The sequence below is a fragment of the Maricaulis sp. genome (assembly GCF_030149515.1).
Lineage (GTDB): Bacteria > Pseudomonadota > Alphaproteobacteria > Caulobacterales > Maricaulaceae > Maricaulis.
The window spans coordinates 46,170-66,824 of the sequence record NZ_JASBRI010000003.1 but is presented as its reverse complement, the minus strand read 5'-3'; the positions used below and the strand labels follow the sequence as shown (position 1 = coordinate 66,824).

Below are 20,655 nucleotides of genomic sequence, written 5' to 3'. Positions count from 1 at the left end.
GGCGGTGAATGATGCGGCGTTTCCTGGCTTTCCTCTTCTGCGTGATCCTCACACCCGCGGTGCTGGCCCACCCGGCACCGGACGGGTTCGCGGATCTGGCGGAACGCCTCTCGCCCGCGGTCGTGAACATTTCCGCGGCCCAGCGGCTGGATTCGGGCAACGGCCTGCCGGAATTCCCGGAAGGCTCGCCGCTGGAACGCTTCAACGATATTTTCGGCGACGCGCCGCGCATCGCCAACTCGCTGGGATCCGGCTTCATCATCGATCCGGAAGGCCTTGTGGTGACGAACAACCACGTCATCGACGGCGCCGATGAGGTGGAAGTCTCGCTGCCCGACGGCCGCGTCTTTGCCGCCGATGTCGTGGGCATCGATCCCGTGACCGACCTGGCTGTCCTGCGCATGCAGGTGAACGAGCCCTTGCCCTCGGTCGCGTTCGGCGACAGCGACACGGCCCGCGTGGGCGACTGGGTGATCGCGATCGGCAATCCGTTCGGCCTGGGGGGCACGCTGACGGCCGGCGTCGTCTCGGCGCGCGGCCGCGAGGCGGGCGGTCGCTATGACGACTACATCCAGACCGATGTGGCCATCAATACCGGCAATTCGGGCGGCCCGCTGTTCAACATGAGCGGCGACGTGATCGGGGTGAACACGCTGATCCTTTCGCCCACCGGCGCCAGCGTCGGTATTTCCCTGTCCATTCCCTCCAACATCGCCACGCGCGTTGTCGACCAGTTGATCGAATTTGGCGAAACCCGTCGCGGCTGGCTGGGTGTCAGCGTACATCGCGTCACGGCGGAACTGGCTGAGAGCTTCGAACTGGACACGCCCCATGGCGCGATCGTCTCGCGTGTGGAGGAGGGCGGGCCGGCCGATGCGGCGGGTCTGCGCCAGGGCGACCTGGTGCTGCGCTTTGACGGCCGCCGGGTGCGTGACAGCCAGAGCTTTCCCCGCATGGTCGCGGAAAGCGAGATCGGCCGCGAAGTCGAGATCGAGATCATCCGCCGGGACCGGCCGATGACCCTGGACATCACCATCGGCGAACTCGAGGAAGAGGGCGGCGCCGGGGCGCCGGAAGACGAAGACAATGACGGTGTCGTCGATCCGACGCCCGGCAATGGCAACACGATTCTGGGCATGACGCTGGGCGTTCTGGACGCGCCCGCCCGCCGGCGCTACCGCGTCGATCCCGACGCGGTCGGCGTCCTGGTGACCGAGGTCGACCCCGCGTCCGACGCGGCCGGCAAGATCCGGCCCGGCGATGTTGTCGAGGAGGTCGAGTTCACGCGGGTCGAGACCGTTGCCGATATCCGCGAGATCGTGTCCGGTCATGGCGGCGGTCCGATCCGTTTCCAGATCAATCGCGGCGGCCAGTACGTGCTGCAATCCATACGCCCGTGAGCCGCACCTGGCTGATCGCGGGACCGACCGCGGCGGGCAAGACCGCGCTGGCCATCGCTGCGGCCCGGGAGCTTGATGGCGAGATCGTCAATGCCGACTCGATGCAGATCTATGACGGTCTGCATCTGATCACGGCACGCCCCTCGCCGGAAGAAGAGGCTGAAGCGCCGCACCATCTCTTCGGTATCGCCGATCCCGCCGAGCGCTGGTCCGTGGGACGTTGGGCCGATGCGGCTCTGGCCTGCATCGAGGACATCGGGGCGCGCGGCCGATCGCCGATCCTCGTCGGCGGAACCGGGCTCTATTTCAATGCGCTGACTGCCGGATTGGCTCCCGTTCCCGAAATCGGCCCGGAGGCCCGCCAGCGCGCGTCGGACCTGATCGAACAGGGCGGAATGGACGCCCTGCGTGCCGAGGCGAGGCGTCTGGATCCCCTGTCCGCAGCGCGGGTGGACGCCGCGGACCGGCAGCGCCTGCAGCGCATCGTCGAAGTCGGCTACCAGACCGGGGAAAGCCTTTCGCGTTTTCACGACCGCACCGAACCCATGCTGGAACCGGGGTGTTGGCGCGGGCTGGTGATCGAACCGGATCGCGAGGCACTCTATGCGCGCATCGACAGGCGGTTCGACGGGATGATGGCAGCGGGGGCACTGGACGAGGTCCGCGCCTTTGCGGCCCGGGGACTTGATCCCGACCTGCCGGCCATGAAGGCGCTCGGCGTGCCGCCGCTGATGGCGCATCTGCGCGGAGAGACCCCGCTGGACGAGGCGGTGGAAGCTGCCAGGCGCGACAGCCGCCGCTACGCCAAGCGCCAGCTGACCTGGTTCCGCAATCAGTGCGGCAGCTGGCCGCGCATCACCGCGCTCGATCCGGTGGAGGCCCGCTCAGCGCTTGCGGCGCTGATTGCCGGCGAGGGATGACCGGGCCGGTTCTGGACATCGGCGCGTGCGGGCCGTCCTATCGGGGCCTCTGCCAAAGCCGATTCGCAAAACCCCGCTCCGCATGACCGAACCGCTATACACCCCGGACATCGATCTCGCCCCTATCCGCAATTGCCGTCTTGCCATTGTCGGCTACGGCAATCATGGCCGCAGCCATGCGCTGTGCCTGCGCGATAGCGGCGTGCGCAAAGTCCGCATTGCGCTGAGAGACGGATCGCCGTCGCGCGCCAGGGCCGAGGCCGACGGTTTCGAGGTCGTCTCCCTGGACGATGCAGCCGGCTGGGCCGACGCGATTGCGCTACTGGCCGCCGACGAGGCGCACCGGCAGATATGGACCGGACATATCGCGCCCCATCGCAAGCCGGGGCAGGCGCTGATCCTGTGCCACGGTTTTTCCATCCATTACGGGCTGATCGATCCGCCGGCCGATGCCGATGTGATCCTGGCTGCGGCCAAGGGGCCGGGCGGTGCCGTGCGGCAGGAGTTCGAGAAGGGCCGGGGGCTGATCGGCTTTTGGGCCGTGCATCAGGACGCCAGCGGTACGGCGCGCGAGCTGGCGCTGGCCTATCTGGCGGGGATCGGGTCCGGCGAGGTGGGGATTTTTCCGACTACATTCCGTGAGGAGACCGTCTCCGACCTGTTCGGCGAACAGGCGGTCCTGGTCGGTGGCATGGTGGCGCTGGCCAAGGCGAGTTTCGACCGGCTCGTGGCCGCCGGCGTGTCGCCGCGCATGGCCTATATCGACTGCGTTCACGAGATCAAATACCTGGCCGACCTGATCCAGGCGCGGGGCATCGCGGGCATGTACGAGGCAATTTCCGATACGGCAGAGTTCGGTGCGCGCCAGATCGAGGACCGGATTGCCGGTCCCGAATTACGGCGCACCTTCGATCAGGCCATGGCCGCGATCGAGGACGGGAGTTTCGCGCGGTTATGGGTGGAGACCCATGAGGCCGGCGACGCCATGAAGGCCGACCGGGCGGCCGACAAGACGCTGCCGATCGAGGATGCCGGTGCTGAACTTCGCAGCCGGATCTACGGTGCCACGAAATAGCCAACAAGATCATCAACCTGTATTAGTCGGGAATATTGGTATTACGGCGCGGGGGCAAAGAATGTCATTCAATCCGGTCAAGGTCCGGCGGTACGGCGAGCCCAAGGAAGTCGTGGCGCGCGTATTCGAGGAGGTTGGCGGCATTCCCAAAGTCATGGAATTGCTCGATCTCAGCCGCACGCGGGTCTACGCCCTGGCCGACCCGGACTCGACCAATGAGATTTCCTACACGCGAATTGCGACCCTGACCGAGGCGGGATCGACCGCCGCCGCCCAGCATCTGGCGGCGCTGGCCGGCGGGATCTTCCTGCCGATCGAGAAGGCCGGGGACGCCAACTGGCTGGCCCTGGCGGGGGATGCCAGCCAGTCCAATGCGCGCAATATCTCCGCGCTGATGGAATCGCTGAGCGAGACCGAGCGCTCGCCGGGCCGTGTCGACAAGGACGAAGCCCGGGAAATCCTCAAAGTGCTCGACGAGCAATTGGCCATTCTGGCGGTACAGCGCGCCAAGCTGGTGGCTATCGCCTCGGGCGAGGCGGTGGACGCTGCCGAGGATACGGCGGGCGATGCCGACGGCTGATGCCGATTGCCGCAGGCGCAATCCGTGCTTAGCTAGTGGCACACTGCAGGGCGGATGGCCGGAGCGATGAACCGCATTCTCGATTTCATTCTGCGCATGGATGCCCGCGCCGCCCGCGCCGTTGGCGTCTCGGTCGCGCTGTTCGCCATGGTCGGCATCGTCTTCCTGATGGGGCGTTTCGTCCTGGATCTGGAGCCCGGTGCGGCAAGCGACTGGTTCGCGGATATGGCGGGGCGCTGGTACGCTCTGCCGGTCACGATACTTGTCTTCACGGCCCTGTCCTTTCTCGGAGCCCCGCAATTCGGCCTGATGGCGGCGGCGATTGTCGCCTTCGGACCGGTCATGGGCTCGCTCTACGCCTGGATCGCCACGCTGGTGGCGGCGTCGGTCAATTTCATCCTCGGCCGCTTGTTCGGTGCCCGCATTCTCAAGCGCTATGGCGGCGACTGGGCGAACCGGATCTCCAGCTTCATCGGCCGGAACGGCCTTCTGGCCTCGATGGTGGTCCGCTGGGTGCCCTCGGGCCCCTTCATCGTCGTAAACATGGGGTTCGGCATCGCCCGCACGCCCTATTGGGCCTTTGCCCTGGGTACGGCCCTGGGCACGGCCCCGAAAATCGTTGTCGTCGGGCTTGCCGGACAGAGCATCCTGGCCATGCTCACCGAGGGCAAGGTCCTGCTGGGCCTGGCCCTGCTGGTCGCCGTGGCGGCCTGGATCGGCATCATGCTGGTGGCCCGAAAATGGCTGCGCCGCAATCGCGACAAGGAGACAAGCGAAGAACCAGCCTGAATTCGGCCATAACCTCCAACCATATCTTTTGCCGCCATATGCGGCCGTGCGGTGCGCCCCCCTTGCAATGTCGGGCGGAGCATCGCACAAGAAAACAAGTTGCACCGCGGTATTGCCGCCACACCCGCCCTGACTCCAGCACGCTCATGCTCAACAGCCTTTTCGGTTTACTCTCTGCGGACATCGCCATCGACTTGGGAACCGCAAACACGCTCGTCTACGTGAAGGGGCGCGGCGTTGTCCTGAACGAACCCTCTGTCGTGGCCTACAAGATCGAGAAGGGCCGCAAGCAGGTCCAGGCGGTCGGTGCGGAAGCCAAGCTGATGCTCGGCAAGACGCCCGGAAATGTCGAAGCCATCCGGCCGATGCGCGACGGCGTCATCGCCGACTTCGACGTCGCCGAGGAAATGATCAAGCATTTCATCCAGAAAGTGCACAATCGCCGGGCCATGGTGTCGCCGCAGGTGGTGATCTGCGTCCCCTCCGGCGCGACCGCCGTGGAACGCCGCGCGATCCACGAGAGCGCCCTGGGCGCGGGTGCCCGCAAGGTCTATCTCATCGACGAACCGATGGCCGCGGCCGTCGGGGCCGGCCTGCCGATCGACGAGCCGACCGGTTCGATGATCGTCGATATCGGCGGCGGTACCACCGAGGTGGCCGTGATGTCGCTGTCGGGCATCGTCTATTCGCGCTCGGTGCGCGTCGGCGGCGACAAGATGGACGAGGCCATCATCAACTATATCCGCCGTTCCGCGAATCTTCTGATCGGCGAGACCTCGGCCGAGCGGATCAAGAAGGAAATCGGTTCGGCCATGCCGCCGGTGAAGGGCGAGGGCCTGTCGCTGGACATCAAGGGCCGGGACCTGATGAATGGCGTGCCGCGCGAGATCGCGGTCACCGAGGCGATGATCGCCGACAGCCTGTCCGAGCCGGTCGAGCAGATCGTCGAGGCGGTCAAACAGGCGCTCGAGGCGACGCCGCCGGAACTGGCGGCCGATATCGTCGACAAGGGTATTGTTCTCACGGGCGGGGGCGCGCTGCTGCGCAATCTCGACACCGAACTGCGCGAGCGCACGGGCCTGCCGGTCAGCCTTGCGGACGAGGCGCTGTCCTGCGTGGTGCTGGGCTGCGGAAAAGCCGTGGAAGACTTGCGGGTCTGGCGGCCCATCCTCTCCGAAGCCGTGTAACCTCCAGCGCATGGAGGCAGAAGGAGTGAGTCGGTGGCGTCCAGGCGCTCGACACGACATGACGGTGATCAAGGTGTCCGGTTCTCGCGGACGCTGTTCATCGCGCTTCTCGTCCTCTCCGGCGCCCTGATCGCCTTCGACCGGCCGGCTTCGCGTTCGGACGCCTTTGCGGACTTCCGCTCCGCGTTCACCGATATCGCCGCACCGCTCCTGGAACTGGGCGCCCAGCCCCTGCGTGCGGTCAAGAATATCGGCCCCTATTTTCGCCGCCAGGGCGAACTGGCCGAGGAAAATGCCCGCCTGCGCCAGCAACTGATCGAGGCGCGCTACTGGGAAGACCTGGCCTATCGCCAGCGCGACCGGATCGAGGTCTACGAGGACGCGCTGAACGTTGATTCGCCCGCCATCGAGGACCGGATCGGCGCCTGGACCGTGGCCGATCCGCGCGGTCCCTTCGTCAAGGCGCGCCTGATCGGGCGGGGCTCGGATGCCGGCATCGAGGACGGCTATCCCGTCATCAATCTCTACGGCCTGGTCGGCCGGGTCTACGAGACCGGCCGGCGCTCGGCCCGCGTCCTGCTGCTCACCGACCTCAACAGCCGGGTTCCCGTCATGGCCGACCGCTCCAATGCCCGGGCCATCCTGATCGGCGACAATTCACCCTATCCGCGCCTGGAATATGTCGGCCGGGCGCCGGACATCCAGGAGGGCGACCGCATCGTCTCCTCGGGCGATGGCGGCATCCTGCCGCGCGGCCTGCCGGTCGGCGAGGCGGTGTCGACGCGTGACGGCGAGTGGCGGGTGCGGCTCTATTCCGACCAGGCCCCGATCGATTTTGTCTGGGTCTGGCCGTATCGCCGCATCGTGCCGCCCGACCGGGAAGTCGATGCCGGCGAGGCGGACCTGGTAGATCCGGTCGAGGCCGGGCCGGCGACGGCCGGGACAACGGCAGAGACGGAGACGGCACCGGCAGGCGGCTCCGAACCCTCGCCTGCGGCCGAGGATCCGGAGGGCACACCGTGAGGAAACCGACGGAACGCGACGCGCTCTGGCTTTCCGCCATCGGCTGCATTCTCACAGTTCTGGCGGCCCTGATCGTCCAGGCTGCGCCGACGCGCCTGATCGACGGCATCACCGTGATGCCGACCTGGCCGCTGATGGCGATCTTCCTGTGGTCGGGCCTGCGGCCGCAATTCATGCCGCCGGTCGCCGTGTTTGCCATCGGCCTGGCCCAGGACCTGCTGACCGGGGCGCCGATGGGGGTGTGGGCCCTGTCCTACCTGATCGCGATCGCGGTGTTCCGCTTCCGCGGCGAGGATGGCATGCCGCGCGATCTGCCGCCGGTCTTTGCCCGTTTTGCCGCCACCTTGCTGCTGGCCCATGCCATCGCCTTCGCGGCCGGCAGTTTCGCCCTGGAGCAGATGGCCGATCTGCAGCCCTTGATCATCGAGATCGTCGCGACGATCCTCATGTTTCCGCTCATTGCCTATCTCGTGCTTCGCCGCCGCCGCGGCGGGCGGAGCGGGTTTATCGGGGGGTGATCGCGAGATCTCATGCGTGCCGACCGTCAGGAACAGGATCTGAAATTCACCCGCCGGGCCCTGATTATGTCGGGCCTGGGCGGGCTGGCTTTCGTCGGCCTGGCGGGCCGCCTCTACTCGCTGCAAGTGCTTGAAAACGAGCGCTATCGCCTGCTCTCGGAAGACAATCAGTTCAATTTCTACCTGCTGCCGCCCTCGCGCGGGCGCATTCTCGACCGGTTCGGCGTCGCCATCGCGGAAAACCGTGACAGCTACCGCGTGCTGCTGGTGCCCGAACAGGCCGGCGACGTGGAGGCGGCGCTCGACCGTTTGAGCCGCTTCATGCCGCTGGGCGATTATGCCCGCAGCCGCATCCTGCGCACCGCAAGCCAGCAGGAACGCTTCCGGGCGATCACCGTTGCCGACGATCTCGACTGGCAGACCTTTTCGGCCATCAACCTCAACGCCCCGGACCTGGCCGGGATCATTCCCGATGTCGGCGAGGTGCGCGCCTACCCGTATGGAGCGTCCTTCGCCCATGTGGCCGGCTATGTGCAGCCGCCCAACGAGGACGACATCGCCAACAATCCGCGTGAGGCCGAACGCCTCTTGCGCCATCCCGGCTTCCGGGTCGGCAAGACCGGCGTCGAGAGCGCGCGCGAACACGATCTGCGCGGCGCGGCCGGGGCCCTCAAGACCGAAGTCAATGCGCGCGGCCGGGTGATCCGGGAATTGCCCGACCAGTCGACCCCGCCACAGCCGGGCCAGGACGTGGTGATGACGCTGGATGCCGACATCCAGCGCTTCGCGCACGAGCGTCTGGGCCAGGAGGCGGCTTCGGCCGTTGTCCTCGACGTGAATACGGGCGAGCTGATCGCCCTGGTCTCCACGCCGAGTTTCGACCCGAACCTCTTTGTGGGCGGTATCTCCACCGACGACTATGCGGCGCTGCGCGAGAACGACCACAATCCGCTGTTCCACAAGTCCATCCAGGGAACCTATCCGCCCGGTTCGACCTTCAAGGCGGTGGTGGCGACAGCGGCGCTGGAACACGGGCTGGTCGAGCCGTCCGAGACAATCCGCTGTACCGGTTCGACCCGGCTGGGCAATCGGGAATTCCATTGCTGGCGGCGCCAGGGGCACGGCATCGTGAATATCCACGAGGCGGTGAAGACCTCGTGCGACATCTTCTTCTACGAAATGGCCAACCGGCTGGGTATCGACCGCCTGCACGACATGGCCGTGCGTTTCGGCGCCGGCGAGCAGTTCGATATCGGCATTGCCGGCGTACGTTCGGGCAATATGCCCAATCCGGCCTGGTTGCGGGCCCGGCACAACGAGCCGTGGACGACGGGGCACACCTACAATGTCGGCATCGGGCAGGGCGCGGTGGCGATGTCGCCGCTGCAACTGGCCGTCATGACCGCCCGCGTGGCCTCAGGCCGGGCCGTCACGCCGACGCTCTACCGGAACGCCCTCGCGCGGCCTGCGCCCTATATCGGCGTGACCGACGAGGCGCTGGCACAGGTGCGCAACGGGTTGCGCGCGGTCGTGCACGAGCCGGGCGGCACGTCCTATTCGCTGGGCGGGCTGGGTATCGAAGGCGTGGAAATGGCGGGCAAGACGGGGACGGCCCAGGTCTATTCCATCACCGCCGAAGAGCGCGCAGCAGGCGTCCGCGACCAGGAGGATCTGCCCTGGCGTCTGCGCGACCATGGCCTGTTCATGTGCTATGCGCCGGCGGACAATCCCAAATACGCGGTCGTCGTCGTCGTCGAACATGGCGGCGGGTCCAGCGCGGCGACGCGGCCGGCGCGCGACATCCTGCGCCGGGTCGTGGCCAGGGATCCGTCCAGCCGGGCCGGCGTCTTCGCCGATCTGCGGCGCAACCGGCGGGAAGGGGCCTGAATGGCGGTCTTCCGCGAAAGCGTGCCGCGCGATCTGCGCGGCAAGATGATGGAGCTGAACTGGACGCTGGTTCTGCTTCTTCTCCTGCTGGGCGTGGCCGGTATCGGCATGCTGTATTCCGTGGCCGGTGGCAGCTGGTCGCCCTGGGCGCTCAACCATGCCATCCGCCTGGCCATCGGACTCGTGGCCATGGTGGTTGTGGCCATGTTTCCGCCGCGCTTCTGGATGGGCGTCTCCTATCCCGTCTACGTCGTGGCGCTGATACTGCTGGTTCTGGTCGAGGTCATGGGTGTCAGCATCAATGGCGCCCAGCGCTGGGTCGATCTCGGCCCGGTGCGACTACAGCCCTCGGAAATCATGAAGCTTGCACTGGTGCTGGCTCTGGCCCGCTACTATCACGATCTGCCGGCGGAGAAGGTGACGACCCTGTCCGGACTGATCCCGCCCCTGCTGATCATCGGTGCGCCTGCGGCGCTGATCGTTGGACAGCCGGATCTGGGTACGACGCTGCTATTGGCTGCCACGGGCGCGGCCGTGGTGTTCATGGCGGGGCTCAGCTGGTGGTTCATCCTGGTCGTTACGGGGGTGGGCATGGCCGGCATGATCGGCATCGGTCTCTACGGTCTGGAGAATATCCTGGCCGAGTATCAGATGGACCGGGTGCGGGCCTTCACCAATCCGGATTTCGATCCGCTGGGGATCAACTATCACCCGAACCAGGCCATGATCACGCTTGGATCCGGCGGGATGACGGGCAAGGGATTCCTGGAAGGCACCCAGTCCCAGCTGGGCTATCTTCCCGAAATGCAGACAGACTACATCTTCACCGCGCTCGGTGAGGAGTTCGGCTTTGTCGGCGGAGTGTCCATCCTGGCGATCAACGCGCTGATCATGGCCCAGGCCGTGATGATCGCGATCAGCTGCAAGAGCCCGTTCCTGCGCATCCTGACATTCGGGATCATCGCGACCTATGCCTCCTATGTCTTCATCAATATCGGCATGGTCTCGCGCCTGCTTCCGGTGGTCGGCGTGCCCTTGCCGCTGATTTCCTATGGCGGGACGGTGGTGCTGGCGGTGCTCGTCGGTTTCGGCCTGATCCTCGGTGCCCACATCCATCGCAATGCGGAGCCGCCGCGGGGGGCGGGGCTGTTCGGCTAGGCTTACTGCGCTGGCGAACCCAACTTGACGGTTCCGCGCGCTTGGGGAAGTGTGCGCGACAATTTTATGCAAGGCAGGCGCGCCCAATACGCGCCCATGTGAGGGGAGAGATTCATGGCGGTTACGCCCACGGGGACGCACGCACACTGGTCGTCGCGTTTTGCTTTCATCATGGCTGCGGTCGGATCGGCTGTCGGTCTGGGTAACCTCTGGCGCTTCCCGTTCATGACGGGCCAGAATGGCGGTTCGGCCTTCGTGCTGATCTATATCGCGTGCGTGATCCTGTTTGCCCTGCCAGTGCTGATGGCGGAAATCTCCATCGGCCGCCACGCCCAGCAATCGGCGATCTCCTCGACCCGGAAAATGGCCCAGGAAGCGGGCAAGTCGGGCAAATGGTCGATCGTTGGCTGGGTGTGTACGGCCGCCGGCTTCCTGATCCTGACCACCTATTCGGTTATCGCCGGTCAGGTCATGGCCTTCTCCGTTGCCGGATTCGCCGGTGGCTTTGGCACCGACGCCGGGGCGACCATGTTCTACAACGGTCAGGGCATCCAGCTGTTCTGGCACGTTATTTTCATGGTCCTGACCGTATTTATCGTCGCGCAGGGACTGAAAGGCGGGATCGAGCGCGTCGCGACCATGCTGATGCCGCTCTTCTTCGTCGTGCTACTGGGTCTGACAGTCTACTCGCTGGTGAACGGGAATGCCGCCGAAGCCATCGCCTACCTGTTCCAGCCTGATTTCTCGGTGGTGAACGGCCAGACCTTCGTTCAGGCGCTGGGCCAGGCCTTCTTCTCGGTCTCTGTCGCCTCGGCAATCATGATCACTTACGGATCCTACCTGTCCAAGGATTCCAATATCGGTTCGTCCTCGGTGGTCATCGCTTCTGCCGACACGCTGGTCGCCATGGTGGCCGGCCTCATGATCTTCCCGATCGTCTTCATGGTGGGCATCAATCCGGCCGAAGGCCTGGGGCTGATCTTCTCGGCCCTGCCGGCGGTATTCGCCGACATGCCGGCGGGCAATATCATCGGCGGAGCCTTCTTTGCCCTCGCCCTTATCGCTGCGATCACCTCGTCGATCTCGCTGCTGGAGGGTGTCGTCGCCTTTGTCGACGAGCACGCAAACTTCGGCCGGCCTCAGACGGCTGTTCTAGTCGGCTTCTTCGCTTTCATGATCGGTGCCGGCGCGGTCTATTCGCCGGAATTCGGTGCCAATTTCGTCGACTGGATTTCCGGCAGCCTCCTGTTGCCGTTGGGCGGTTTCCTGGTCGCTGTCTTCACTGGCTGGGTGATTCCCAAAAGTCTGCTGCGCGACGAGCTTTCGCACACGTCGAAAGGCCTGTTCGAGTTCTTCCACTTCTGTGTACGCTGGATCGTACCGCCGGCGATTTTCGTGATCCTGATGCTGGGGCTTGATGCCCAGTTCTACGGAGGCCGGATCGGGGCAGTGCTGGGTCTCGGCTAGCCCAGCTGATCGGCAAAGGCGTCGGTGGCGCGCACCAGCGCGTCCACCACGCCCGGTTCGCCGGCTGCATGGCCGGCATCGCCGATCATCTGCAGCCGTGCTTTCGGCCAGGCCCGGGCCAGGGCCCAGGCCGAACGGGGCGGGGTGACCACGTCATACCGGCCCTGCACGATCACACCGGGCAGATGACTGAAACGGCCGGCCTCCTCCAGCAGAGAGCCGTCGCGTTCGAAAAAGCCGCGATTCATAAAGTAATGCGTCTCCAGCCGGGCCAGTGCGTCGGCCCGGACCGGGTCGGCCAGCGGGGCGGACGGGTCGCCTGTCATGGAGATCAGGGCGCTTTCCCAGCGGGCCCAGGCCAGCGCGTCGGGACGGCGGCGTACAATGTCCGGCTCGGCCAGGCGTTCGTAATAGGCCCGGATGATATCGCCGCGTTCTTCCGGCGCGAGCGGTTCGACCAGGCGTTCCCAGGCGTCCGGGAACAGCATGTTGGCGCCGTGCCGGTAGAACCAGTGCAGCTCGATCTCGGTACACAGGAAGACCCCGCGCAAGATCAGGCCCAGGCAGCGGTCGGGGTGCTTGCAGGCATAGGCCAAGGACAGAGTGGCGCCCCAGGAGCCGCCGAAAACCAGCCATTTGTCGACACCCATGCGTTCGCGGATGCGTTCGATATCGTCCAGAAGGTGCGCCGTGGTATTGGCCTCCAGCCCGCCATGCGGGGTAGAGCGCCCGCAGCCGCGCTGGTCGAACAGGATGACGCGATATCGCCGCGGGTCGAAGAAGCGCCGCAGTGCCGGCGATACGCCGCCCCCGGGGCCGCCATGCAGGGTGATGACCGGAAGCCCGTCCGGCCGGCCGCATTCCTCGACATAGAGTTCATGCCCGTCGCCGACGGGCATGCGGAAACTGTCGACAGGGCGGATCGGTGGATAAAGCAGGCGGCGGGAGTATGAGGCATCCATTGCGATACTGTGCTGTTAGCGTCTCATAAACGCAATAAACGATAGCCTAAGAGGCGATGTCCCTATATCGTGCACGCGGTTTGGGGCAATTCTTGGAATAGTTGGGACTGACCGCGTGATGACCGGACTTCGGCGTGTATTTGTGGCATTGGCTGCGTGTTGCTCTCTCGCAGCCTGTGCGAGCGCCCCGATATCCATCTCCGCCCGCTCAGATGCCGCTGCCCGGGCCGCTTCACCGGCCCATGCCGCCATTTCCCGCACTGCGGATGTATTTGAAACCGCCTGCCGCGAGCGTGGCTGGATTGCCGATGAAGACTCCATGCAGACCGCAATGCGCTGGATGGGACGGCTGACGGGGCAAGGCGGCGATGCGGACGCGGGCGAAGACCCGGTCGCGCGTTATTTCCGCGTCAATGAGGTGACGGCGGACGCCTCCGAATTTCCAGCGCGCCTGGCCGTCGATATGGAACGCGCCATCGAACTGGCTGCTGCCGTCGATGCCGCGGCGGTCGAGCTGATCGAGCGTGGTGGCGGAGAATCGCGCGCCGCGCTGAGCGAAAGCCTCGGCGATGTCGAAACCGCGCTGGCGCGCTCACGCGATGTACTGGCCCTGTTCGACGGGCTCATCGAACGCGTGCCGGCCTCGGCCGGCGAAAGCGTCCGCCGCGATCTGACCGTGGAGCGCGACATGTTTGCCGTGCGCGTGGGCGCCCTGCGCGAGCGCGCGGACACGCTGGCGGGCCTTCGCCGCGAATTCAGCGCCCCGGCCGCCCTGTCCTGATGCTGGCTCCCGACGCTGTCAAAGGCTTCCTCGCGCCCGAGGAGGGCACGGCCTTGGCGCAATGTGCCCGTCAGGCCGGCAAGTTGGGCCCCGTCCTGGAAATCGGTTCCTATTGCGGCAAGTCCGCGCTCTATCTGGGCCCGGCCGTGCGCGAGGCCGGCACAGTCCTGTACACGCTGGATCACCATCGCGGATCCGAGGAACACCAGCCGGGTGAGGAGTATCACGATCCGGATCTGTTCGACGCAAGGCTGGGCGCGGTGGAAACCCTGCCGGCCCTGCGCGAGACGCTCTATCGCGCCGGCCTTGAAGATTGTGTCATTCCGGTGGTCGGCCGTTCGGCTGTCATCGCCGCGCACTGGACGACGCCTCTGGGCATGCTCTTCATCGATGGCGGGCATTCCATGGAGGCGGCGCTGGCGGATTATCGCGGCTGGGCGGGCCGTGTCGTTCCGGGCGGGCTCCTGGCCATCCATGACGTCTTCCCCAATCCCGAAGATGGCGGCCGTCCGCCCTACGAGATCTGGAAACTGGCCAGCGCTTCCGGCCTGTTCGAACCGGTCAGCCGGACAGGAACGCTGGAAGTGATGCGGCGTCTTTCCTGACCGGGATTTCCGGCACCCAGTTGCGGACGAGAAGATCCGAACCCGGCGTCAGCCTGTCCAGCGCGTCGGCAGCCAGGATCAGCGCACCGGAGGTCCAGCTGGGCCGTTCGACCGGCCAGATGATCTCTTCGGCGAACTGCCAGCCCATCCAGTAGCCGCCAGCCCCGGCCTTGAGCGGACCCAGGTTTGCGATCAGGGCGCGGGCCTGTTCCCGCTTGCCGGCGGCCAGGCAGGCCAGGGCGAGTTCGGCGGTTTCCGCCGCGGTGACCCAGGGCTCGTCGGAGACGCAGCGGCAGCCCAGCCCCGGCTCGACGAAGTCGGTCCAGCGGGCATAGAGCCGGGCGCGGCCAGCCTCTGCCGAAACCACTCCCGCCAGGACCGGATAATACCAGTCCATCGCATAGCGCCGCCGGTCTGTGCCCATCCGGTCGAAGCGGGCATCGTTTTCGCGCAGCGCAGCGCCGATGCGGCGCCGGGCGGCCATCCATTCATCCACCGGCAAGTCCAGCAGGCGGCCCATCAGGATGGCGCATTCCAGCGCCTTGTAGAGACTGGCATTGCCGGCGCGCAGCGAGTCGATCGCGCCCAGTGTCTCCGTGCCGGAACGCGCCCGCCAGACGATATCGCCATGCGGCGTCTGGTGTGCCAGCACGAAGTCCATCGCGGCTTTCACCATCGGCCAGTAGCGCGGCAGTTCACTGAGCGCACCCAGTGCGAGAAGGCTGCGCAGGACGGTGACGGCCACATAGCCGGAGAAATTGGTGTCGCGGGCGGTGGCGGGGGTGCCGGGGACAAGGCGCTTGTTGGCATCGTCCAGCGGGACCGAGGCCCCGAGATCGCCTGTCCAGCCGCCATCGGCGTCCTGTCGTTCGATCAGATGGTCCAGCGCCGCCCCGGCCGCACAAGCGCGGCCGGCAATGGCCAGGCCCATGGCGGCTTCGCCGTGGTTCCAGGCGTCCCAGATTCCGGCCTCGATCCAGGGGATGGCCCCGTCGGGCCGTTGCAGCACCTCGATATGGCGGGCGCAGGCGGCGATATCCACGAGGCGCGCCATCAGGCCGTCTTCCGGAAATACATGACCACGGACTTGCCCATGACGGGGTCCAGCAGGCGTTCGAGCGTACGGGTCAGCCAGGGTCGTTGCATCAGGTCCCACTCCAGGAATTTTCGGTAGAGGCGGACGAGGCTGCTGGTCTGGCGCCGCTCCCACAGCGCGCATTGCAGCCACCAATAGGGGCTGTGCAGCCCGTGTGCCCAGTGGCGCAGATAACGCCGGAAACCCTGCCGCTCGACGGCGGATCTGAACTGGTCGGCCCGGAAGATGCGCACATGTCCGCCCGGTTCTCGCGGATAGGCCGGGGAGAGCCACCAGCAGATCTTCTCCGGCCAGTAGCGCGGCACGGAGGCCACGAATATTCCGCCGGGCTTGAGGATCCGCGCAATCTCCTCCAGCACGGCATCGGGATCGTGCACGTGTTCGAGCACTTCGGAACAGACGATACGGTCGAAACTCTTGTCCTCGAAGGGGAGCCGGGCGGCATCGCCGGCCGAGAGCACGGCAGCACGCTGGTCGGAGGCGGGTTCGGGCGGCGGCAGTTCGAAGAATTTCTCCAGCGCGATCGCGGCATCGGCATGGGACAGGTCCACTCCCACCGCCATCACCGGCGTGTGGGACCAGTAGAGCGCGTGCAGATGGCGGCCATGGCCGCAGCCCAGGTCGAGCACGCGCTGGCCCGGTTCCAGTGCCATGGGATCGAGGCGGACGGTCAGCATGGCGCGGTATCCCGTTCGGCCAGCGCTTCGGCATAGAGGCGCGAGGCGGCCAGCGCGTGGTTTGACCAGTTGAAGGCGCTGCGGGCCCGTTCTGCGGCGCGTTCGCCCAGCCGGGCGGCCTCTCCCGGCGCGTCCAGCAGGCGGGCCAGATTGCCGGCCATCGCGGCGGCATCGCCGGCCGGCGAGACCAGGCCCGCATCGCCGACGACTTCCGGCAGGGCCCCGCCATCGCTGGACACCACGGCCGCGCCGCAGGCCATCGCCTCGGCGGCGGGAAAGCCGAAGCCTTCGAAGCGCGCCGGACAGGCCACGATATGGGCGCGGCGGTAGAGATCGGCGATCTCGCTGCGGGTGAGGTCGTGGCTGCAGGTCACGCGCTGGCTCAGCCCGTGTGCGGCCAACTGGCGTTTCGCCGGACCGTCGCGCAATTGCCCGACAATGTGCAGGCGGGCGCGTGGCCGCGCTGCAGCGACACGGGCGAGGGCGTCGATGAGCACGTCCAGCCCCTTGATCGGCACGTCCGCGCTTGCGGTGGTGACAATCAGGCCGGGTTCGCGCGGGATGGCGGCATCGGGATGAAAGGCTGAATGGTCGATCCCGTTATAGGCGATGCGCACCCGCTGCCGGTCGACGCCATAGCGCTCGGCATGGGTTTCGCGGGCCGCTTCGGACACGGCGAGCAGTCGCGGCAGGGCGCGGGCGGTACGCGCCTGCATGCCGACGAAGCGGTACCAGCGCCGGGTCAGCAGTTTCTCCCACCATTTGCGCGTGGCCGCGAGGGCGTAGTCATGGTCGATGGCGATGGGATGGTGGATCGTGGTGATGACCGGCAGGCGTTGCTCGATCCGCAGGAAGGGTGTGGCCAGGGTCTGGTTGTCGTGGATCACGTCAAACTGGTGGGCCTGGCCAGCGAGAAACCGGTCCAGCCGGCGTCCGAAGGCGTAGAGTTCGCCGAAGGCGCCGGAATTGTGCGCGAGCCATTCCGACAGATCGGCCCAGGAAGCAAGGTGGCGCGGCCGCAGCGCCAGAAAGGCATTCTCCTCGGCAAACAGGTCAAGTGAGGGCAGTTCGATCAGCCCGATGCCCGGATCGAGCCGGGGATAGGGCGGGCCCGAGGCCACCGTGACATGATGTCCCAGCGCTTTCAGGGCCGAGGTCAGTTCGCGGATATAAACGCCCTGACCGCCGACATGGGGATGCGAGCGATAGCCGGTCACCAGGACGCGCAGCGGACGCACCGGCGCCACGTCCGGTGTCTCTTTCGGCCTTGCGGAAACAAGGGTATCTGGGCCCATGACGCGTGATTCCGGCTGTGGCATGTCGCCGGCGAACCTATAGAAGTGAACAATGTTCGCCAAGCAGGCTATGCCACCGGGCAGCATCGCGGGAAAACTCGGCGGCCACGGGAGCAATGCGCCGGAATGATCAGGACACCTGCCTTCCGCTTCGCCGGCTATTACGGCGCCTTCTACCTGATGCTCGGCTGCTTCCTGCCCTATTTCCCGCAATGGCTGGACGGGCGCGGCCTGTCGCCGGAATGGATCGGCTGGATTGTGGCGGCGGGCATGGCCGGGCGCACGCTGGTCTCGCCCGTCGGGGCACGCTGGTCCGACCGGGCGGTGCGCCGGCGCGATCCGATCCTCGTCTTCGCCATCGGCTGTGTCGTGGTGTTCGGACTGCACGGGCCGGCCGCAACGCCCTGGGTGCTGCTGATCCTGTCCTTCCTGTCCGGCGCGCTGGTGTTCGGACAGATCCCCGTAATCGATGCCTTTGCGATGCGGGCCGCACGGGGAGGGGCCTTCACCTTCGGACCTGTGCGAGCCATCGGTTCGGCCGCCTTCATTATCGCCAATTTTTCCGCCGGGGCGCTGATCGACCGGTTCGGCACGGAAAGCATTCTCGTCTGGCTGGTCCTGGCCGCCGGTCTGCTGGCGCTGGCCGCCGCCTGGCTTCCAGAGGGCCGGCGGGCGGAGGAGGGGCGGACAGGGCGCGGCGATCTCCGGGAGATCGGGCGCCTGGTGATCGGCCCTCTGGGCATTGCGCTGGCCGCCTCGGCCATGGTCCAAGCCGGGCATGGATTCTACTATGCCTTCTCCGCCAAGGCCTGGAGCGAGCAGGGATTGCCGGGCGCGGCGATCGGTGCGCTCTGGGCCTCGGGCGTGGCGGTCGAGATCGCCTTCCTGTGGCTTTCCGGCCGCGGGCTTCTCGGCCGGGCCAGTCCCGCCCTCTTGCTGGGTGTGGGATCGGCGGCGTCGGTGGTGCGCTGGGGGCTGACGGCGCTGTCACCGCCGCTCTGGGCGCTGTTCCTTCTGCAATCCCTGCACGCCCTGACCTTCGCGGCGACCTATGTCGGATTCCTGCGTTTTGCCTCCGAACATGTGCCCGACGATCACGCCGCTCTGGCGCAAGCGCTGAACTCGGCCCTGTCGGGTGGTCTGGTGATGGCGGCAGCCTCGGCCGTGTCCGGATATTTCTATGCCAGGATTGGCGCGGGCGGGTTTGCCGTCATGATCCTTCCCGCCTTGTGTGGCTTGGGAGCCGCAGTTTTGCTGCACCGCGTTCAAGGTCTCCCCCGGCGCGAGAAAATCGACTAGGGTCAGTATCATGCGGGGACAAAATGTCGATACAGCGGAACAAGCCGGACTGGTCGTGCGCGAAGACGGACGCAAGACCGTGCTGGAACCGCACGGTGACTGGCTGGTCGATACGATCGGCCGGCAGGACGGTCCGCTGCGCGCGGTCGAGGCCTCCGTGGCGCCGGGCGATATCGTGATCGACCTGACTCATCTTGGCCGCATCGACACGGCCGGGGCCTATTTGCTGGGCCGCGTCACGCGCCGCTGTGGAGAACCGGACGGCGATTTCCACTATCTCGGCGATCATCGCACGGCCCGCCGCCTGATCGAGGAAGTGCGCAACCGGACTACGGTCTGCGAACCCGAGAGGGAGCCGACATTCGGCTTCATGCTGGCAATGGCACGGATCGGCGCCGGTCTGGAAGCAGCCTATGTCGAGGCTGTGCACACCTTTGCCTTCTTCGGCCGCACGGTGACTACGGGTCTTCGGACTGCGGCTCAGCCCTGGCGTTTCCGCCTGACCCCGACGGTCTGGGCGATGGAGGAAGTGGGCGTGAACGCCCTTCCGATCGTTTCCGTCCTGTCCTTCTTCATCGGCGCCGTGGTCGCGTTCATGGGCGCCAACCTGTTGCGCAGTGTAGGCTTTTCGGTGTTCACGGTGGAGCTGGTCGGGATCGCGGTTCTGCGCGAATTCGGTGTCCTGATTACGGCGATCATGCTGGCGGCCCGGTCCGACAGCGCGTTTACCGCCTCGATCGGGGCGATGAAAATGCAGCAGGAGATCGATGCCATGCGCGTGCTCGGTCTCGATCCCTATGAAGCGCTGGTCCTGCCGCGCGTGGTCGCCTGCGTGCTGATGGCGCCATTGCTGACCTTCGGTGCCATGGTCGCGGGAATCTTCGGCGGCATGCTGGTGGCCTGGTCCGCCCAGGATATTTCCCCGGCCCTGTTCTTCACCCGTTTTCATTCCGAACTCGACTGGAGCCATTTCTGGGTCGGCATGTCCAAGGCCCCCGTCTTCGGCCTGGTCGTTGCCGTGATCGGATGCCGCCAGGGCATGGAGGTGAAGGGGGATGTGGAATCCCTGGGACGCCGCGTCACGGCATCGGTCGTGCAGTCGATCTTCGCCGTCATCGTGCTCGAGGCCCTGTTCGCCATGATGTATCTGGAGCTGGGCATATGAGCGGGGATGCCCTCATTTCGGTACGGAACCTGCGCACAGCCTTTGGCGCGCATGTCGTCCACGACAATCTCAACCTGGATATCGAGCGGGGCGAGATTCTCGGTGTGGTCGGTGGATCGGGCACGGGCAAGACGGTGCTCCTCAACACGATACTCGGGCTCAAATCCGCCGACGGGGGCGACATCCTGTTCAATGGCAGGCATTTCTCCGAACTTGGCCTGAGCGAGCGCCGGCAGATTGCCAGCCATTGGGGCGTCCTGTTTCAGAACGGTGCCCTGTTCACCTCGCTCAGCGTGCTGGAGAACGTCATGGCGCCGCTGCGCGAGCACGTCGACATGCCGGTCTCCCTGATGGAGGAGATCGCCGGCATGAAGCTCGGCCTGGCCGGGCTCGATCCCAGTGCGGCGACCCGATTTCCCTCGGAATTGTCCGGCGGTATGCGCAAGCGTGTCGCCCTGGCGCGGGCCCTGGCGCTGGATCCGGAAATCCTGTTTCTGGACGAGCCGACGGCCGGGCTCGACCCGATCGGCGCAGCGGCGTTCGACAGCCTTATCCTGGAGTTGTCGCGGGCGCTGGGCCTGACCGTTATGATGATCACCCACGACCTCGACAGCCTTTACGAGATCTGCGACCGCGTGGCGGTTCTCGCCGACAAGAGGGTCGAGGCTGTCGCGCCCATCCGTGAATTGTTAAACCACCCGCATCCGTGGATCCGCGAGTATTTCCACGGTCCGCGCGGCCGTGCAGCGCTGGCCGGCAAGGAGAGTTAGG

General features: G+C 66.2%; 20 protein-coding genes. 16 read left to right on the top strand and 4 right to left on the bottom strand.

Annotation, left to right across the window (positions count from 1 at the left end; all coding sequences use genetic code 11):
- Positions 1–8 precede the first annotated feature (8 nt).
- From Q1U94_RS01800 to Q1U94_RS01750, 11 genes are all read left to right on the top strand, one after another.
- Entirely contained in the window at positions 9–1,400 is a 1,392-nt protein-coding gene (locus Q1U94_RS01800) for a Do family serine endopeptidase (protein WP_300541332.1), read from the top strand.
- Complete coding sequence (miaA, locus tag Q1U94_RS01795) at positions 1,397–2,320, top strand: tRNA (adenosine(37)-N6)-dimethylallyltransferase MiaA (RefSeq protein WP_300541330.1); 924 nt, start codon at positions 1,397–1,399, stop codon at positions 2,318–2,320. Before Q1U94_RS01800 ends, miaA begins: the two co-directional genes overlap by 4 nt.
- An 82-nt stretch (positions 2,321–2,402) precedes the next feature.
- Entirely contained in the window at positions 2,403–3,395 is a 993-nt protein-coding gene (gene ilvC, locus Q1U94_RS01790) for a ketol-acid reductoisomerase (RefSeq protein ID WP_300541328.1), read from the top strand.
- Between the two features lie 61 nt (positions 3,396–3,456).
- Positions 3,457–3,975 (top strand): hypothetical protein, encoded by a 519-nt coding sequence (locus Q1U94_RS01785; protein ID WP_300541326.1) that lies wholly within the window; start codon positions 3,457–3,459, stop codon positions 3,973–3,975.
- 66 nt (positions 3,976–4,041) lie between these two features.
- Positions 4,042–4,764 carry a VTT domain-containing protein gene (locus Q1U94_RS01780; RefSeq protein WP_300541324.1) on the top strand — a complete coding sequence of 241 codons (723 nt, stop codon included), beginning with the start codon at positions 4,042–4,044 and terminating at the stop codon, positions 4,762–4,764.
- Positions 4,765–4,910: 146 nt separating this feature from the next.
- Positions 4,911–5,951, top strand: a complete 1,041-nt coding sequence (locus tag Q1U94_RS01775) for a rod shape-determining protein (RefSeq protein WP_300541322.1) — start codon at positions 4,911–4,913, stop codon at positions 5,949–5,951.
- A gap of 33 nt (positions 5,952–5,984) precedes the next feature.
- A complete protein-coding gene (gene mreC / locus Q1U94_RS01770; RefSeq protein WP_300541320.1) occupies positions 5,985–6,974 on the top strand; it encodes a rod shape-determining protein MreC in 990 nt (329 codons plus the stop codon).
- Positions 6,971–7,492, top strand: a complete 522-nt coding sequence (gene mreD, locus Q1U94_RS01765; RefSeq protein WP_300541318.1) for a rod shape-determining protein MreD — start codon at positions 6,971–6,973, stop codon at positions 7,490–7,492. The genes mreC and mreD overlap by 4 nt, the downstream gene beginning before the upstream one ends.
- A gap of 12 nt (positions 7,493–7,504) precedes the next feature.
- Complete coding sequence (gene mrdA / locus Q1U94_RS01760) at positions 7,505–9,379, top strand: penicillin-binding protein 2 (protein ID WP_300541316.1); 1,875 nt, start codon at positions 7,505–7,507, stop codon at positions 9,377–9,379.
- Complete coding sequence (rodA, locus tag Q1U94_RS01755) at positions 9,380–10,537, top strand: rod shape-determining protein RodA (protein ID WP_300541315.1); 1,158 nt, start codon at positions 9,380–9,382, stop codon at positions 10,535–10,537.
- Positions 10,538–10,651: 114 nt separating this feature from the next.
- Complete coding sequence (locus tag Q1U94_RS01750) at positions 10,652–12,004, top strand: sodium-dependent transporter (RefSeq protein WP_300541313.1); 1,353 nt, start codon at positions 10,652–10,654, stop codon at positions 12,002–12,004.
- Here Q1U94_RS01750 and pip read toward each other — a convergent pair.
- Positions 12,001–12,966, bottom strand: a complete 966-nt coding sequence (gene pip, locus Q1U94_RS01745) for a prolyl aminopeptidase (RefSeq protein ID WP_300541311.1) — start codon at positions 12,964–12,966, stop codon at positions 12,001–12,003. The two genes, Q1U94_RS01750 and pip, sit on opposite strands and share 4 nt — an antisense overlap.
- A 319-nt stretch (positions 12,967–13,285) precedes the next feature.
- Between pip and Q1U94_RS01740 the strand changes: the two genes are divergently transcribed.
- Together Q1U94_RS01740 and Q1U94_RS01735 are read left to right on the top strand one after the other, a co-directional pair.
- The gene (locus Q1U94_RS01740; RefSeq protein ID WP_300541309.1) at positions 13,286–13,747 is read left to right on the top strand and encodes a hypothetical protein; all 462 of its coding nucleotides are present in this window, start codon (positions 13,286–13,288) and stop codon (positions 13,745–13,747) included.
- Complete coding sequence (locus Q1U94_RS01735) at positions 13,747–14,352, top strand: class I SAM-dependent methyltransferase (RefSeq protein ID WP_300541307.1); 606 nt, start codon at positions 13,747–13,749, stop codon at positions 14,350–14,352. The genes Q1U94_RS01740 and Q1U94_RS01735 overlap by 1 nt, the downstream gene beginning before the upstream one ends.
- Here Q1U94_RS01735 and Q1U94_RS01730 read toward each other — a convergent pair.
- From Q1U94_RS01730 to Q1U94_RS01720, 3 genes are read right to left on the bottom strand one after another with little or no spacing between them, the layout of a single operon-like run.
- Positions 14,309–15,406 (bottom strand): hypothetical protein, encoded by a 1,098-nt coding sequence (locus Q1U94_RS01730; protein ID WP_300541305.1) that lies wholly within the window; start codon positions 15,404–15,406, stop codon positions 14,309–14,311. The genes Q1U94_RS01735 and Q1U94_RS01730 overlap by 44 nt on opposite strands.
- Entirely contained in the window at positions 15,406–16,125 is a 720-nt protein-coding gene (locus Q1U94_RS01725; protein WP_300541304.1) for a class I SAM-dependent methyltransferase, read from the bottom strand. Before Q1U94_RS01725 ends, Q1U94_RS01730 begins: the two co-directional genes overlap by 1 nt.
- Complete coding sequence (locus Q1U94_RS01720) at positions 16,119–17,420, bottom strand: glycosyltransferase family 4 protein (protein ID WP_300541302.1); 1,302 nt, start codon at positions 17,418–17,420, stop codon at positions 16,119–16,121. Before Q1U94_RS01720 ends, Q1U94_RS01725 begins: the two co-directional genes overlap by 7 nt.
- A 126-nt stretch (positions 17,421–17,546) precedes the next feature.
- Here Q1U94_RS01720 and Q1U94_RS01715 point away from each other — a divergent pair, with 126 nt between their 5' ends.
- The 3 genes from Q1U94_RS01715 to Q1U94_RS01705 are packed head-to-tail and all read left to right on the top strand — an operon-like array spanning position 17,547 to position 20,654.
- Positions 17,547–18,719 carry an MFS transporter gene (locus tag Q1U94_RS01715; protein WP_300541300.1) on the top strand — a complete coding sequence of 391 codons (1,173 nt, stop codon included), beginning with the start codon at positions 17,547–17,549 and terminating at the stop codon, positions 18,717–18,719.
- A 10-nt stretch (positions 18,720–18,729) separates the two neighbouring features.
- A complete protein-coding gene (locus Q1U94_RS01710; RefSeq protein WP_300541298.1) occupies positions 18,730–19,884 on the top strand; it encodes an ABC transporter permease in 1,155 nt (384 codons plus the stop codon).
- Positions 19,881–20,654: an ABC transporter ATP-binding protein gene (locus Q1U94_RS01705; protein WP_300541296.1), complete on the top strand. Its 774-nt coding sequence runs from the start codon at positions 19,881–19,883 to the stop codon at positions 20,652–20,654. Before Q1U94_RS01710 ends, Q1U94_RS01705 begins: the two co-directional genes overlap by 4 nt.
- Position 20,655 lies beyond the last annotated feature (1 nt).